Here is a 14,657-nt window from a genome sequence, read left to right as displayed (position 1 = left end):
GCACGTGCGCGGGCGGCCCTCGCCGCGTCCGAAGACCCCGGTATGCCGGGCGGGGACGCCACAGGCGGGAGGGGACCGGGGCCCTGAGACGCGGGACGCCTCTCCCCGGGGCGATAGGGTGCACGCAGTTCGAAAAGGCGTGAAGGAGCAGGTGATCATGCGGGCCGCGGTGATGGGCTCACCGATCGCGCACTCGCTCTCGCCCTACCTGCACCGGGCCGCGTACGCGGCGATGGGGCTGGCCGGGTGGAGCTACGAGGCGATCGAGTGCGACGAGGCGGCGCTGCCGGAGACCCTCCGGCGGCTGCGGCCGGTGCGCGGCGAGAGCCACGCCGGCGAAGGCGCCCCGGCGGGCGGCGGCGCCTCCGGGGACGACGTCGCCTCCCGAGGCGAGGCCGGCTCCGGAGACGACGCCTGGGCGGGCCTGTCGCTCACGATGCCGCTCAAGCGCGCGGTGCTGCCCCTGCTCGACACCGTGACGGAGCCGGTCACCGAGGTCGGCGGCGCCAACACCGTGGTGTTCCGCGACGGCGCCGCCCACGGCCACAACACCGACGTCTACGGCATCCGCCAGGCGCTCACGGAGGCGGGGGTGCCCGCGCCCGGCTCGGCGACCGTGCTCGGCGGCGGCGCCACGGCCGCCTCGGGGCTCGCGGCGCTGCGGGGCCTCGGCCTGCGCTCCGCCACGCTGCTCGTACGCGATCCGGCCCGCGCCGGGGAGACGACGCAGGCGGCCGAACGGCTCGGCGTGGCGCTGGCGGTGGAGACGTTCGACAAGCTCGAGGCGGCGCTGGGGGTGGACCTGGTCGTCTCCACGCTGCCCGGCGGCGCGGCCGACGCCTACGCCGGCGCCCTGGCCGGGGTGCCGGCCCTGTTCGACGTGGTCTACTCGCCCTGGCCGACCCGCGCGGCCTCGGCGGTGCGCGCGGCGGGCGGCACGGTCGTGGGCGGCTTCGCGATGCTGCTGCACCAGGCGGTGCGGCAGGTGGAGCTGATGACCGGCCGTACGGACGTCCCGGTGGAGGCGATGCGCGCGGCCGGCGAGGCCGAGATCCTCAGACGGATGACGCGAACGGATCGACCATCTTGACGTCGAGGCCGGCGAAGTCCTTGACGTTTCGCGTGACGAGAATCCATCCGTGCGCGCTGGCCGTGGCTGCGATGAGCCCGTCGACGACGGGAAGGGGCCGCTTGGCGTTCATGCGGCCCCACTCCTCGGCCACGTCGAGGGTCACCGGCAGAATGCGTGTCCTGAACTCGTGTTGCAGCCGGTCGAGCCATGACTCATAGGCGCCCGCCTGTGTCGCGTCGCGCCGGCGCAACAGTTCGACCCCCTTCCGGATCTCGCCGAGGACGAGGACGCTCAGATACAGTGCCGGGCCGTTGACCGTGTCCAACCAGGCCTGCAGGTTCGCGTTCCTTGTGCGCTTGGTCATCTCGGAGACGACGTTGGTGTCGAGCAGGTAACTCACCACACATCACCCAGGTCGATCTCGCGAGGGAGTTCCTTGGAACGGGTGAGATCCAGCTCACTCAGATCAGGCGCGCTGAGCAGGAACTCCTTGAAGTCGGGTTCGTCGCCCTTGAGCCGGCGGTACTCCGCCATGTCGATGATGACCGCCACGTCCTCCCCGTGACGGGTCACGATCTGCGGCCCCTCGTCGTGCGCCCGGCGCACGACCTCGCTGAAGCGCTGCTTCGCCTCCTGCAGCTGCCAGACGCTCATCAATGCCTCCAATCTGGACAGACTGGACAGAATGTGGTCACGTCCCGACTCTAGCCGCAGGCGAGGTGGCGGGAGGGAACATTCGAGGTTGCCGTGCGGTTGTGGTAATGTAGCTCTCTGATCGGTCCGGCATGCTTTGCTGGACGCGCAAGCGGAGGTCTCCTCCCACCCGGGTCGCCGAGAGGTGGCCGGGTCCAGGATCACGCCGGACTACTCCGGGGAGCTTGAAGGCCACGACGCCGAAGAGCTCAGTGGCCCCGCATGCGCGACGTGCGGGGCTTTTCGCGTTTCGCGGAGCTCCCCGGCACGACGAGCACGTAGGGATCGCAAACCTAGGAGGCCCCATCAGCACTGAGCCCCGCATCAACGAGCGTATCCGAGTTCCCGAGGTCCGCCTCGTGGGCCCGAACGGCGAGCAGGTCGGCATCGTCTCCATTCACGATGCCCTGAAGCTCGCCCAGGAAGCCGACCTTGACCTCGTCGAGGTCGCGGCCACGGCTCGACCGCCCGTGTGCAAGCTCATGGACTACGGCAAGTTCAAGTACGAGTCCGCGATGAAGGCGCGCGAGGCGCGCAAGAACCAAGCGCACACGATCATCAAGGAGATCAAGCTCCGGCCGAAGATCGACCCGCACGACTACGAGACCAAGAAGGGTCACGTGGTGCGGTTCCTCAAGGCGGGGGACAAGGTCAAGGTCACGATCATGTTCCGTGGCCGCGAGCAGTCCCGTCCGGAGCTCGGCTTCCGGCTGCTGCAGCGGCTGGCCGAGGACGTCCAGGAGCTCGGCTTCGTGGAGTCCCAGCCCAAGCAGGACGGCCGTAACATGATCATGGTGATCGGTCCGCACAAGAAGAAGGCCGAGGCCAAGGCCGAGAAGGCAGCGGCCAAGGCGCAGCGTGGCAGCGAGACTTCCGCAGAGGAAGCTTCCGCAGAGGAAGCTTCCGTACAGGAAGCGTGACCCGCGGTAGGGGTTAGCCTTACAAGCACCCCGAGCAGCCACCAGCATGACGAACACGCCGCGACCGGGTCGGCCAGCACCGGCCCGGCCACAGGCACGACCGAATTGAGGAGAGACGGCGACATGCCGAAGATGAAGACGCACAGTGGTGCGAAGAAGCGGTTCCGGCTCACCGGCACGGGCAAGATCAAGCGTCGCCGCGCCAACCGCGCGCACTACAACGAGTGGAAGTCGTCCACGCTGACGCGCCGTCTCAAGAACGAGGTCGTCCTTTCCGACGCCGATTCCAAGAAGATCAAGAAGCTGCTCGCCAAGTAGCGCGAACCCCCGGGGAGAAGAAACATGGCACGCGTGAAGCGGGCGCTCAACGCCAAGAAGAAGCGCAAGATCGTACTCGAGCGGGCGGCGGGCTACCGTGGCCAGCGGTCTCGGTTGTACCGCAAGGCCAAGGAGCAGATGCTCCACTCGATGACCTACGCCTACCGCGACCGTAAGGATCGCAAGGGCGCTTTCCGCCGTCTGTGGATCCAGCGCATCAACGCCGCTGCCCGTCAGAACGGCATGACCTACAACCGCCTGATCCAGGGGCTGCGCCTGGCGGGCGTCGAGGTCGACCGCAAGATCCTGGCCGACCTCGCGGTCAACGACAGCCAGACCTTCGCCACGCTCGTCGAGGCCGCCAAGAAGGCGCTGCCGGCGAACGTGAACGCTCCGGCCGCGAGCTGAGACATGTGAGGGAGCCCCACGTCGGGCTCCAGCCGAGGGCCCACCTCTCACGGTGGGCCCTTTGCCATATGTACGGACGGGCGATCGTCACCCGCGCGGACGTACGGCGGATCAGGGCGAAGACGTGGCCGGCGGACAGAGGCGAGCGGGCGGCGCGAGCAGCACAGCCAGGGGGAGCAGGAAGAGCATGTCGGGATCCGAGCTGACCAACGTCAAGTCGCCGCGCGTGAAGGCGGCCCGGCGGCTGACCAAGCGGGCCTTTCGCGACCAGGACCGCAAGTTCCTCGCCGAGGGCCCCCAGGCGGTGCGCGAGGCGCTCAGGCTCGACGGGGTGACGGTGGAGCTGTTCGCCACGGCCGAGGCCGAGTCGCGCCACCCCGAGATCGTCGCCGAGGCGGCCTCCCGCGGCGTTCCGGTCCACCGGGCCAGCGGCGAGGTCATGGCCGAGCTCTCGCAGACCGTCACCCCGCAGGGGCTGCTGGCCGTCTGCCGGCTGGTGCACGTGCCGCTGGAGGAGGCGCTGACCGGGCAGCCCACGCTGGTGGCGATGCTCGCGCACGTGCGCGACCCCGGCAACGCCGGCACCGTCATGCGGGCCGCCGACGCCGCAGGCGCCGACTGCGTGGTCTTCACCGACGCCTCCGTCGACCCGTACAACGGCAAGTGCGTGCGCGCGAGCGCCGGTAGCCTGTTCCACCTGCCGGTCGTGACCGGCGCGCCCGTGTCCGACGCCGTACGTCGGCTCAAGGAGCGCGGGCTGCGGGTCCTGGCGGCCGACGGGGCGGGCAAGCACACCCTCGACGACGTGGACCTGTCCGGCCCCACCGCGTGGATCTTCGGCAACGAGGCGTGGGGGCTGCCCGAGGAGATCCTCGCCGAGGCCGACGACGTGGTCCGGGTGCCCATCTACGGGCAGGCCGAGAGCCTCAACCTGGCGACCGCCGCCGCCGTCTGCCTGTACGCCTCCGCCCGCGCCCAGCGCGCGACCACCTGAGGCCCCGCGCTCAGCGCGCGACCACCTGAGGCCCCACGCCCAGCGCGCGACCACCTGAGGCCCCGCGATCACCGCGTGAGCCCCCGGGGCACCGGGCGAGGCCGCTCGGCGATCACCGCGCGCGGCCTCCCAGGATGATCGTCAGGGCCTGCCGGTTCGTCCCACGAGTCGCACCAGCCCGTCGCGTGACGCGCGCCGGCGGAAGGAACGACGTGGCGCCGGGGATGACAGGAACCGGCCACCCCGCTGCCATACGCAGCCTCGCGGCGAGTCCCCTAGGCGACGGGAAACCCGCTATTGTCGGCCTTGTAGGCGGAGGAGGCGAGGTCGTGCACGGAGCGGACACCGGCGGTCAGGAGATCGTCCCCGCGTGCTCGATCGCCATCGACGACCTCCCTGACGGCCTCATCGTGACCGACGGGTTCGGCCGCGTCCTCGCCGTCAACCGGGCCGCGGTCCGGCTCACCGGGGTGCCCGTCGCGCGGGCCGTGGGCAAGGACATGGACGAGGTGTTCCCGTTCCGCGACCACGACGGCCGCGAGTGGTGGAAGGCCCTCGACCCGCAGGGCGGCCTGCGCACCCGCACCCGGGTGCCCGAGCGCCCGCTCCACCTGCCGGGCGGCCAGGAACTGCACGTCGCGGCCCGGCTGGTGCGCGAGCCGGCCCGGGGCGGCGACGTCGCCCGGGTGACGATCACGTTACGCGACGGTGGGGCCCGCGCCCGGCTGGAGCGCAGCCGCGCCGACCTGGTCTCCACGGTCGCCCACGAGCTGCGCTCGCCGCTGACCAGCGTCAAGGGCTTCACCGCGACGCTGCTGGCCAAGTGGACCCGCTTCACCGACGAGCAGAAGCGCGTCATGCTCGAAACCGTCAACAACGACGCCGACCGCGTGACCCGGCTCATCACCGAGCTGCTCGACGTGTCCCGCATCGAGTCCGGGCGGCTGGAGGTGCGCCGCCAGGTCGTCGACGTGCCCGCGCGGGCGCGCCGCGTGGTCGCCGGACGCGTGGCGGCGGGCGAGCCCGAGGGCCGCTTCCGCCTCGTCGTGGGCGACGACCTGCCCGAGATGTGGCTCGACCAGGACAAGATCGACCAGATTCTCGGTAACCTGGTGGAGAACGCGGTGCGCCACGGCAGGGGCACCGTGACCATCGTCGTCGAGTCCGTCGGATGGGGAGTGGCCGTGTCGGTGCGCGACCAGGGCGAGGGCATCGAGCCCGAGCTGGCTCCGCGCGTCTTCCGGCAGTTCTGGCGCGGCAACAGCCGCCGTCGCGGCGGCACCGGGCTCGGCCTGTTCATCGTCAAGGGCCTGGTCGAGGCACACGGCGGCACGATCACCGTGCAGCGGGCGCCCGAGGGCGGCGCGGAGTTCCGATTTACCGTGCCCACCGGCACGCCCGACTTCGCCTGAAGCGCTTCGCCCGAAGCACTTCGCCGGGAAGCGCGAGTCGGCCGGTGGGCTTCCACCGTTAGACTCTTGTCCGCTCAAGCCTTGAATACGGAGCTCACTCTTGTCTGACTACGACCCCGTCGAGGTGACACCGTTGCATGCCGACGAGGTGTCCCGCATGGAGGCCGAGGCCCTCGACGCCATCACGTCGGCCGGCAGCCTCGACGACCTCAAGCAGGCCCGCCTCGCGCACGCGGGCGACCGCTCGCCCATCGCCCTGGCCAACCGCGAGATCGGCGCCCTGCCGCCGGCCGCCCGCGCCGAGGCGGGCAAGCGCGTCGGCACCGCCCGCAAGGCGATCGGCCAGGCCCTCGCCGCCCGCCAGGCCGAGCTGGAGGCCGAGCGCGACGCGCGCGTCCTCGTGGAGGAGGCCGTCGACGTCACCCTCCCCTGGGACCGGCAGCCGCGCGGCGCCCGCCACCCGCTCACCACGATGCAGGAGTGCATCGCCGACACGTTCGTCGCGATGGGCTACGAGGTGGCCGAGGGACCCGAGCTCGAGGGCGAGTGGTTCAACTTCGACGCCCTCAACATCGCCCAGGACCACCCGGCCCGCTCCGAGCACGACACCTTCTTCGTCGGCTCCGCCGGCTCCGGCATGGTGCTGCGCACCCAGACCTCCCCGGTGCAGATCCGCGCGCTGCTCCAGCGCGAGCTGCCCGTGTACGTGATCTCCCCGGGCAAGGTGTTCCGCACCGACGAGCTCGACGCCACCCACACCCCGGTCTTCCACCAGGTCGAGGGGCTGGCGATCGACGAGGGCCTGACGATGGCCCACCTCAAGGGCACGCTCGACCGTTTCGCCGAGATCATGTTCGGTGAGGGCATCACGACCCGGTTCCGGCCCAACTACTTCCCCTTCACCGAGCCGTCGGCCGAGATGGACCTCAAGTGCTTCGTCTGCCGCGGCGCCTCGGCGGTGCCCGGCAACCCGCCCTGCCGCACCTGCAAGTCCGAGGGCTGGATCGAGTGGGGCGGCTGCGGCATGGTCAACCCGCGCGTGCTGGTCTCCTGCGGGGTCGACCCGGCGCGGTACTCGGGGTTCGCGTTCGGCATGGGCATCGAGCGGACGCTGATGTTCCGCCACAACGCCGAGGACATGCGCGACATGGTCGAGGGAGACGTGCGCTTCACCCTCCCGTTCGGAATGGAGATCTGATGAAGGTCCCGCTCTCCTGGCTGCGGGAGTATGTCGATCTTCCCGCCGTCACCGCGCACGAGGTGGCCGACCGGCTCACCGCGGCCGGTCTCAAGCTCGAGTCCATCGCCTCCTACGGCCACGACGTCAAGAACGTCGTCGTCGGCGAGGTCCTGGAGTTCGAGGAGCTGACCGGGTTCAAGAAGCCGATCCGGCACTGCAAGGTCGAGACGGGCGAGGCGACGCCGCGCGAGATCATCTGCGGCGCCACCAACTTCGCCGTCGGCGACCGGGTCCCGGTCGTGCTGCCGGGCGGCGTGCTGCCCGGCGGGTTCGAGGTCGGCGCGCGCAAGACGTACGGCCGCATGTCCGAGGGCATGATCTGCTCCGAGCGCGAGCTGGGCCTGACCGAGGACCACGGCGGCATCATGGTGCTGCCCGCCGACACCCCGGTCGGCGCCGACGTGGCCGAGCTGCTCGGCCTGCGCGACGACGTCATCGAGCTGGAGATCACCCCCGACATCGGCTACGCGCTGTCGATCCGCGGCGTGGCCCGTGAGGCGGCGACCGCCTTCGACGTGCCGTTCCGCGACCCGGCCGACGTCGAACTGCCCGAGGCCGAGGGCACGGCCTGGCCCGCCTCGATCGCCGACCCGGCCGCCTGCGACCGGTTCGTGCTGCGCGAGGTCACCGGGTTCGACCCGGCCGCGCCGAGCCCGCTGTGGATGCGCGTACGCCTCGCGCGCGCCGGCATGCGGCCGGTGTCGCTGGCCGTCGACGTCACCAACTACGTCATGCTGGAGCTCGGCCAGCCGCTGCACGCCTTCGACCGGGCCAAGCTGACCGGTGAGATCGTCGTGCGCAGGGCGCTGCCCGGCGAGCGGCTGGAGACGCTCGACCACGTGGTCCGCGACCTCGACCCCGACGACATCCTCATCACCGACCAGGCGGGCCCGCTGTCGATGGCGGGCACCATGGGCGGCCTCGACAGCGAGATCTCCGACACCTCGACCGACATCGTCATCGAGGCGGCGCACTTCTCGGCCACCGGCATCTCCCGCGAGTCGCGCCGGCACAAGCTGGTGTCCGAGGCGTCCAAGCGCTTCGAGCGCGGCGTCGACCGCGAGCTGCCGCTGGCCGCGTCGTGGCGGGCCGTGCAGCTCCTCGCCGAGCTCGGCGGCGGCACCCCGGGCCGGGGCGTCACCCACGCCGAGACCGAGGCGCAGCCACCCCGCATCGCCATCCCGGCCGGCTACCCCGGCACGGTCGCCGGTGTCCCGTACACCAAGGAGACCGTCGTCCGCCGGCTGGAGCAGATCGGCTGCACCGTGACCGACGGCGACGACCCGGCCGTGCGCAGGGGAGCCGTCGACCCGACCGGCGTGGTCACCGGCGGCGAGCTGGCGGCCAGGCTGGCCGTGACCGGCCCCGACATGATCACGGTGACGCCCCCGTCCTGGCGGCCCGACCTGACCGACCCCAACGACCTGGCCGAAGAGGTCATCCGGCTGGAGGGCTACGAGCACCTGCCGTCGGTTCTCCCCAAGGCCCCGGCCGGGGCGGGGCTGACCGAGGAGCAGCGGCTGCGCAGGCGCGTCGGCCGGGCCCTGGCCGCCGCCGGGTACGTCGAGGTGCTGGCCTACCCGTTCCTCGGCGAGGCCGACCTCGACCGCCTCCAGCTGCCCGCCGACGACGCCCGCCGCCGGGCGGCCCGGCTGGTCAACCCGCTGGCCGACGACGAGCCGCTGCTGCGCACCACGCTGCTGCCGGGCCTGCTCAAGACGCTGGCCCGCAACGTGGGGCGCGGCTTCACCGACGTGGCGCTGTTCGAGTCCGGCGCGGTGTACCGGCCGCGCGAGGACGCCCCCGCCACCGCCCCGACACCCGGCGTGGACCGCCGGCCGGCGGCCGAGGAGCTGGCCGCGATCGAGGCCGCCCTGCCCGAGCAGCCGCGCCGCGTCGCGGTCGTGCTGGCCGGGGAGTTCGACCGGTCCGGCTGGTGGGGCCGCGGACGGCAGGAGTGCTGGGCCGACGCCGTGCAGGCCGCCCGGCTGGTCGCCGCCGAGGCCCAGGTCGAGCTGTCGGTGGTCGCCGACCAGCACGAGCCCTGGCACCCGGGCCGCTGCGCCGCCCTCTACGTGGGCGACACGCTCGTCGGCCACGCCGGTGAGCTGCACCCGCGCGTGATCGAGGCGTACGGCCTGCCGCCGCGCACCTCGGCCATGGAGCTGGAGCTGTCGCGCCTGGAGGCGGTCCTGCCCGGCCCGACCGACGCGCCGAAGGTGTCGGCCTACCCGGTGGCGACGCAGGACGTGGCGCTCATCGTGCCCGACTTCACGCCGGAGGCCGACGTGGCCGCGGCGCTGCGCGACGGGGCGGGCGAGCTGCTGGAATCGATCCGGCTGTTCGACGTCTACACGGGTGAGCAGGTGGGCGAGGGGCACAAGTCCCTGGCGTACACACTGCGCTTCCGCGCTCCCGACCGCACGCTGACGGTCGAGGAGACGACGGCGGCGCGTGACACGGCGGTCGCGATGGCGGCCGACCGGGTGGGGGCCCAGCTCCGGGGCGCCTGATCTCGGACACGACGAAGGGCCCGGTACCGCGGTACCGGGCCCTTCGTCGTGCGCGTCAGATCCGCTCGATCTCGGTGAGGTCGATGTCGATGTCGAACGGGACGGTCAGCTTGAGGCGGTCGTGGAAGACGCCGCTTCGCGCGTACGTGCGCGTGGCCTGCTCCAGTTCGAAGACGTAGACGACGGGCTTCTCGTCGTGCTCCTCTACCAGCCAGAAGTGCGGGATTCCCGCCTCCGCGTAGAGCATGGGCTTACGCTGCCGGTCACGTCTGCGGGACTCGGGGGACACGACCTCTATGGCGAGAAGGACCTGCGAGCCCCGGTAGAACGTCTGCAGCAGGCTCTTCTCGGCGTCTGCCTGGATGACACAGACGTCCGGTTCCGGCCGCAGATCCTCGTCGAGGATGACGCTCATCTCCCGCCGGACGAGCACGTCGTCTGGCGCGCAGCGTCGCAATGCGGCGACGAGGAGATCCACCACGAGCATGTGGAAGGAAGCTTGGGGGCTCACGAAGACCAAGCTTCCATCAATCAACTCTGTGTGCGCAGGCAGATCCGGAATGTGATCGAGATCTTCGGCCTTGAAGCCTCCCGGGGGAGGGATGACCCAGTCGGGTAGCGAAGGTGGTTCCATCTCCAGGCTCACCGCTTCTGCCGTCATGGTCCTACGGTAACAAGCTAGCGTGTTCACGGTCAGTAAACTCCGCAACACGCGGCGTTCGCTACATCTGCGGCACAATGCCATGTCATGAGGCAGTTGCTGGTGTTCGCCGAGCGGGACGACGCCGAGGAGGTCGCGGAGACGCTGGGCGAGTGGTTCCCCGAGCTCGGCGTACCCCGCGTCGTACGCGAGACCCTGGCGGGGGAGGACGACGCCGAGGACGCGCAGTGGCTCGTCATCGTCGAAGGGCTCGACGGCGCGCACCTGGCCCGGGTCGACGCCCTGGTGGAGGAGCGCGACGGGTGGCGCGAAGGCGAGTGACGCCGATCAGGCCGTGCCGGCCTCGGTGACCTGCCGCTCCTCGCGGCGCGCCTTCTCGGCCAGCGCGTGCTCGTCCGTGCGCGCATCGTACCTGCGGAAGCCCGGCAGCGCCACGGCCAGACCGGCCACCGCCGCCACGCACATCAGCCCGCCCGCCCCGAGCGAGAACCTCGCCCCGCCCCAGCCGGCCATCAGCCCGGCGCGCGCGTTGCCCAGCATCGGGCCGCTGGCGTACGAGAGCAGCTCGATGCCCGCCAGGCGCCCGCGCAGCTCGTCCGGGATGGTCTGGTTCCAGATCGTCATCCGGAAGATGCCGCTGATCATGTCGGCCGCGCCCGCCAGCGCCAGGCAGGCGAACACCAGCCACACGCTGGGAGCGACCGAGGCCAGGGCCACCGCCGCGCCCCACACGGCCGCCGCGAGGATCACGCCGAGGCCCTGCCGGTGGACCCGAGACGTCCAGCCCCCGGTGAGCGAGGCCACCAGGCCGCCCACGGCGCCCGCCGAGTAGAGCAGGCCGAGCGCCCGCGACGCGCCGAGCTGGTCGGCCAGGAACGGGAACAGCGCCGTGGACATGGCGAACACCATCGCCGCGATGTCCACGAGGTAGGTGCCCATGAGGTCGCGCCGGCCCACGGCGTAGCGGACGCCCTCGACCATCGAGCGCAGCGAAGCCGGGGCGGCGTCCTCGGCGGGCGGGCGAGCGGCGATCCGCCAGAGCAGCAGCAACGACAGGACGAAGCTCACGGTGTCGGCCGCGTAGGCGGTGGCCGGGCCGAACGAGGTCACGAGCAGGCCGCCGAGGGCCGGGGCGACGATCGCGCCGACGTTCCAGCGCAGGCTCTGCAGCACGGCGGCGGCGCCGAGCTGGTCGTGCCGCACGACCTGCGGCGTCAAGGACTCCGCGCTGGGCCGCTGCAGCGAGCCGATGCCCGTCGAGAGCGCGCCCACCACGTACAGCACCCACACCTGCGGGTCGGGCAGCAGCGCGTTGACCGTGAGCATCGCCGAGGTCAGGGCGAGGCCCAGCTCGCCGAGCAGGATGACCTTGCGCCGGTCGAGGGCGTCGGCGATCGCGCCGCCCCACAGCCCGCACACCACCATGGGCACGAACTCCGCCAGGCTCACCAGCCCGACCGCGACGGGGGAGCCGGTCAGCTCCTTCATCTGGTACGGCACCGCGACGACCGTGATGAACGTGCCGAACATGGTCACGATGCCGGAGGCGGTGAGCAGGCGGTAGTCGCGGGAGTCGCGCAGCGGCCCGACGTCGGGCATCAGGCGGCGGAACAGGTCGAGGAAACGTCGCGGCACGGCCGCTGATTGTCCCGGTTGGCGGGCACTGGGGCAAACGCTTTTCAGCAGGCACGCCGGAACGCCGAGCTGCCCCCGGGTGACGTTCCGGGGGCCGCTCGGCGGAGAGGGAAGGCGCGGGGAAGGGATGGTCAGGCGGCCGGGACCTTGTCGACGAACCCGAGCACCCGGGCGATCCGGCCGTCCCCGGCCGGCTCCACCACGTCGAAGCCGACCACCACCGGCTCGCCGCCCTCGGGCCCCAGGTGCCAGGTGAAGCGGGCGACGTCGTGGTGGGCGTCGAACACCTCGCCGGCGCTGAAGACGAGGCCCGGGAACATGCCCTGCGCCCCCTCGATCACGGCGGCGATCGCCTCGTGGCCCCGCACCTGGGCCAGCGGGTCTTTCAGCCTTTCGTACGAAGTGTGAGCGTGGAGGTCAGCGCGCCCGGCGCAGGCCCATGATCTGCAGTTCGGCGAAGACCGCGACCACGAGGGCCTGGGCGACGGTCCACACCAGGCCGAGCACCGTGAACTCGCCGGAGTCGACGACCGCGGCGACCAGGCTGGCCAGCGTCCAGGCGAGGTTCACGGCGATCACCGCCCTGGTCCCGGCGGCGTTGACGGCCGGGCGGCCGGCCAGCACCCCGACGGCCACGGCATACACGAGGAGGAACGCTCCGATCCCGCGCAGCAGCCCGGCGCCGGGCCCGAGCAGGTCCGAGAGGGGACCCGCCGCGGCCAGGTAGGCGAGGCCGTTGACCCCGGTCACGGCCGCGTCCGCGGCCAGGGCGAGGCGCAGGAACTTGGTCCGGTCGGTGGTGACGGTCACGGCGGTCATCGTGGCTCCTTCTCGGTGTCCGGTTCTGTGTCCGGGGGTTGGTGTCGTCCGGTGTCCGGTGCCGACAACCGAAAAGGTGCCATCCGGGGGTGGGGCCCCGCGATTACGCGCCAGGTAATGCGGGCGCCTATCTCCGCGCCGACCTGCGCGTAGGCGAACGAAAAAGGCCGCCGGACGACGCCCGGCGGCCATGACTGGGGGAGAGGGTTACGATCCCAGGATCTCCCTGCGCAGCCGGGTTTTGAGGATCTTGCCTCCCGGGTTGCGCGGCAGTTCGTCCTCCCGGAACCACACGTGGACCGGGATCTTGAACTTGGCGATCCGCCCGTCCAGGAACCCCCGCAGCTCGTCGGCGGTGACGGAGGCGCCGGGCGCGAGGCGGACCACCGCGCCCACCTCCTCGCCCAGCTCGTCGTGCGGCACGCCGATCACCGCGGCGTCGTCCACGGCGGGGTGCTCGAACAGGGCCGCCTCGACCTCGGCGCAGTAGACGTTCTCCCCGCCCCTGATCACCATGTCCTTGGCCCGGTCGACGATGTAGACGAAGCCGTCCTCGTCGATCTTGGCCAGGTCGCCGGTGTGCAGCCAGCCGTTCACGAACGTCTCGGCCGTGGCCTGGGGCTTGTTCCAGTACCCCATGATGACGTTCGGCCCGCGCACGCACAGCTCGCCCACCTCGCCGCGCGGCAGCTCCTCGCCGGCCGGGTCGACCACGCGCACGTCCACCACGGCCGAGGGAAGGCCGATGCTGTCGGGCCGGGACAGGTAGTCGGGGCCGCCGTTGCCGATGGCGAGCGCGGTCGTCTCCGTCATGCCGTAGCCGTTGGAGGTGGCCCGCTGGGGGAGGTTCGCGGTGATGCGCTCCAGCAGCTTGGGTGGGGCGGGCGCGCCGCCGTAGCCGACGGTGTTGAGCGAGGACAGGTCGTGCTTGGCGAAGTCGGGGTGCGACATGAGCTGCCAGGCGTTGGTCGGCACGCCGATCATGACGGTGACGCGCTCGCGCTCGATGAGGCGCAGCGCCTGCGCGGGGTCCCATTTGTACATGAGCACCAGCCCGCCGCCGCTGAACATCGTCGTGGTCAGCGCCGAGAAGCACCCGGTGACGTGGAACAGCGGCACGGTCAGCAGCGTCACCCGCCGCTGGCCGGCGGCCTCGGAGATGTCCTTGCCGGCCAGGGCGACCGCCCGCATGAGCCCGAAGGCGACGGTCATGGGCGACTGGCCGAGGTTGCGGTGGCTGCCGAGCGCGCCCTTGGGGTGCCCGGTCGTGCCGGAGGTGTAGAAGATCGTGGCCGGGTCCTCGGGCGACAGCTCGACCTCCGGAAGGCGCGCCTCGGGCCCGGGCTCGCCGACGACCTCCGCGAACGTGCGGGCGCCGGGAGGCGCCTCGCCCCGGGCCACGATGAGCGGAAGGCCGGTCGAGGCCAGGCGGGCGGCGCGCTCGCCGTCGGCGATCAGCACCTTGGCGCCCGAGTCGGAGACGCCGTAGGCCAGCTCGGACTCGGTCCACCACGCGTTCAGCGGAACGGCGATGGCGCCGGCGGCGAGCGCGGCGGAGAAGGCGACGACCCATTCGGGGTAGTTGCGCATGGCCACGGCCACCCGGTCGCCCTTGGCGACGCCGTAGTCCTCCACGAGCCGGGTGGCCAGCGCGGCCACCCGCCGGTAGTGCTCCTCGAAGGTGATGTGCTCGTTCTCGTAGACGAGGAACACCTTGTCGCCGTGGAAGCGGCTGATGTCGAGCAGTGCCCGGAAGTGGGCGGGCGCGTGCTTCCAGGTGCGTACCCCGGTGTGTCCGATCTCCTCCACCTCGAACAGCTGGCCCGGCCCGGTGAGCTGGGCTTCGACCTGGGCATGCGTGAGCGTCATCCGCAGACTCCCGCGATGAGACGGCTGGTCCGGAAGCCTCACAGTACCGACCGGTAGGTACGGTGCGCTAGAGCAACATTCCGTTCGCGCCTCGCTCACACCT

General features: G+C 71.6%; 16 protein-coding genes. 9 read left to right on the top strand and 7 right to left on the bottom strand.

The genetic code is table 11. The annotated features are described in order from the left end of the window. The first annotated feature begins 157 nt into the window (after positions 1-157). Positions 158-1,090: a shikimate dehydrogenase gene (locus AB0H81_RS29140; RefSeq protein WP_358380948.1), complete on the top strand. Its 933-nt coding sequence runs from the start codon at positions 158-160 to the stop codon at positions 1,088-1,090. On the opposite strand, the gene AB0H81_RS29135 is transcribed toward AB0H81_RS29140, so the two are convergent. Then, on the bottom strand, positions 1,056-1,472 hold the full coding sequence (locus AB0H81_RS29135; RefSeq protein WP_358380946.1) for a type II toxin-antitoxin system VapC family toxin: 417 nt from the start codon (positions 1,470-1,472) through the stop codon (positions 1,056-1,058). The two genes, AB0H81_RS29140 and AB0H81_RS29135, sit on opposite strands and share 35 nt — an antisense overlap. Further along, positions 1,469-1,726 (bottom strand): type II toxin-antitoxin system Phd/YefM family antitoxin, encoded by a 258-nt coding sequence (locus AB0H81_RS29130; RefSeq protein WP_358380944.1) that lies wholly within the window; start codon positions 1,724-1,726, stop codon positions 1,469-1,471. Before AB0H81_RS29130 ends, AB0H81_RS29135 begins: the two co-directional genes overlap by 4 nt. A gap of 344 nt (positions 1,727-2,070) precedes the next feature. Here AB0H81_RS29130 and infC point away from each other — a divergent pair, with 344 nt between their 5' ends. The 7 genes from infC to AB0H81_RS29095 all read left to right on the top strand — a co-directional run bounded on the left by infC (position 2,071) and on the right by AB0H81_RS29095 (position 9,570). Further along, positions 2,071-2,685 (top strand): translation initiation factor IF-3, encoded by a 615-nt coding sequence (infC, locus tag AB0H81_RS29125; RefSeq protein ID WP_358380956.1) that lies wholly within the window; start codon positions 2,071-2,073, stop codon positions 2,683-2,685. A gap of 123 nt (positions 2,686-2,808) precedes the next feature. Then, on the top strand, positions 2,809-3,003 hold the full coding sequence (rpmI, locus tag AB0H81_RS29120; protein WP_043622108.1) for a 50S ribosomal protein L35: 195 nt from the start codon (positions 2,809-2,811) through the stop codon (positions 3,001-3,003). 24 nt (positions 3,004-3,027) lie between these two features. Next, positions 3,028-3,411, top strand: coding sequence for a 50S ribosomal protein L20 (rplT, locus tag AB0H81_RS29115; protein WP_310712324.1), 384 nt, complete (start codon positions 3,028-3,030; stop codon positions 3,409-3,411). A 187-nt stretch (positions 3,412-3,598) separates the two neighbouring features. Beyond that, positions 3,599-4,405, top strand: a complete 807-nt coding sequence (locus tag AB0H81_RS29110; protein ID WP_358380942.1) for an RNA methyltransferase — start codon at positions 3,599-3,601, stop codon at positions 4,403-4,405. Positions 4,406-4,734: 329 nt separating this feature from the next. Then, on the top strand, positions 4,735-5,817 hold the full coding sequence (locus AB0H81_RS29105) for a PAS domain-containing sensor histidine kinase (protein WP_358380940.1): 1,083 nt from the start codon (positions 4,735-4,737) through the stop codon (positions 5,815-5,817). A gap of 157 nt (positions 5,818-5,974) precedes the next feature. Next, positions 5,975-7,015 (top strand): phenylalanine--tRNA ligase subunit alpha, encoded by a 1,041-nt coding sequence (gene pheS / locus AB0H81_RS29100; protein ID WP_358380954.1) that lies wholly within the window; start codon positions 5,975-5,977, stop codon positions 7,013-7,015. After that, positions 7,015-9,570 carry a phenylalanine--tRNA ligase subunit beta gene (locus tag AB0H81_RS29095; RefSeq protein WP_358380938.1) on the top strand — a complete coding sequence of 852 codons (2,556 nt, stop codon included), beginning with the start codon at positions 7,015-7,017 and terminating at the stop codon, positions 9,568-9,570. The genes pheS and AB0H81_RS29095 overlap by 1 nt, the downstream gene beginning before the upstream one ends. A gap of 55 nt (positions 9,571-9,625) precedes the next feature. On the opposite strand, the gene AB0H81_RS29090 is transcribed toward AB0H81_RS29095, so the two are convergent. Then, entirely contained in the window at positions 9,626-10,231 is a 606-nt protein-coding gene (locus AB0H81_RS29090; protein WP_358380936.1) for a Uma2 family endonuclease, read from the bottom strand. An 87-nt stretch (positions 10,232-10,318) separates the two neighbouring features. Here AB0H81_RS29090 and AB0H81_RS29085 point away from each other — a divergent pair, with 87 nt between their 5' ends. Next, a complete protein-coding gene (locus AB0H81_RS29085) occupies positions 10,319-10,552 on the top strand; it encodes a hypothetical protein (protein ID WP_358380934.1) in 234 nt (77 codons plus the stop codon). 6 nt (positions 10,553-10,558) lie between these two features. On the opposite strand, the gene AB0H81_RS29080 is transcribed toward AB0H81_RS29085, so the two are convergent. The 4 genes from AB0H81_RS29080 to AB0H81_RS29065 form a co-directional block, all read right to left on the bottom strand. Continuing rightward, entirely contained in the window at positions 10,559-11,866 is a 1,308-nt protein-coding gene (locus tag AB0H81_RS29080; protein ID WP_358380932.1) for an MFS transporter, read from the bottom strand. A 131-nt stretch (positions 11,867-11,997) separates the two neighbouring features. Further along, the gene (locus AB0H81_RS29075) at positions 11,998-12,243 is read right to left on the bottom strand and encodes a hypothetical protein (protein WP_358380952.1); all 246 of its coding nucleotides are present in this window, start codon (positions 12,241-12,243) and stop codon (positions 11,998-12,000) included. Positions 12,244-12,283: 40 nt separating this feature from the next. Further along, positions 12,284-12,685: a hypothetical protein gene (locus tag AB0H81_RS29070; protein ID WP_358380930.1), complete on the bottom strand. Its 402-nt coding sequence runs from the start codon at positions 12,683-12,685 to the stop codon at positions 12,284-12,286. 207 nt (positions 12,686-12,892) lie between these two features. After that, positions 12,893-14,554, bottom strand: coding sequence for a class I adenylate-forming enzyme family protein (locus tag AB0H81_RS29065; protein ID WP_358380928.1), 1,662 nt, complete (start codon positions 14,552-14,554; stop codon positions 12,893-12,895). Between the last annotated feature and the right edge of the window lie 103 nt (positions 14,555-14,657).

This window comes from Nonomuraea sp. NPDC050691 (assembly GCF_040654455.1).
Taxonomy (GTDB): Bacteria; Actinomycetota; Actinomycetes; order Streptosporangiales; family Streptosporangiaceae; genus Nonomuraea.
Note: the sequence above shows the minus strand (reverse complement) of the source record. Positions and strands in the feature narration are given on the sequence as shown.

Bases quoted from the DNA above. Each gene is read 5' to 3' on its own strand.
- AB0H81_RS29065 (WP_358380928.1), bottom strand. From the start codon at position 14,554: ATGACGCTCACGCATGCCCAGGTCGAAGCCCAGCTCACCGGGCCGGGC.
- rplT (WP_310712324.1), top strand. From the start codon at position 3,028: ATGGCACGCGTGAAGCGGGCGCTCAACGCCAAGAAGAAGCGCAAGATC.
- AB0H81_RS29110 (WP_358380942.1), top strand. From the start codon at position 3,599: ATGTCGGGATCCGAGCTGACCAACGTCAAGTCGCCGCGCGTGAAGGCG.
- AB0H81_RS29130 (WP_358380944.1), bottom strand. From the start codon at position 1,726: ATGAGCGTCTGGCAGCTGCAGGAGGCGAAGCAGCGCTTCAGCGAGGTC.
- AB0H81_RS29095 (WP_358380938.1), top strand. From the start codon at position 7,015: ATGAAGGTCCCGCTCTCCTGGCTGCGGGAGTATGTCGATCTTCCCGCC.
- rpmI (WP_043622108.1), top strand. From the start codon at position 2,809: ATGCCGAAGATGAAGACGCACAGTGGTGCGAAGAAGCGGTTCCGGCTC.
- AB0H81_RS29070 (WP_358380930.1), bottom strand. From the start codon at position 12,685: ATGACCGCCGTGACCGTCACCACCGACCGGACCAAGTTCCTGCGCCTC.
- pheS (WP_358380954.1), top strand. From the start codon at position 5,975: ATGGAGGCCGAGGCCCTCGACGCCATCACGTCGGCCGGCAGCCTCGAC.
- AB0H81_RS29090 (WP_358380936.1), bottom strand. From the start codon at position 10,231: ATGACGGCAGAAGCGGTGAGCCTGGAGATGGAACCACCTTCGCTACCC.
- AB0H81_RS29140 (WP_358380948.1), top strand. From the start codon at position 158: ATGCGGGCCGCGGTGATGGGCTCACCGATCGCGCACTCGCTCTCGCCC.
- AB0H81_RS29085 (WP_358380934.1), top strand. From the start codon at position 10,319: ATGAGGCAGTTGCTGGTGTTCGCCGAGCGGGACGACGCCGAGGAGGTC.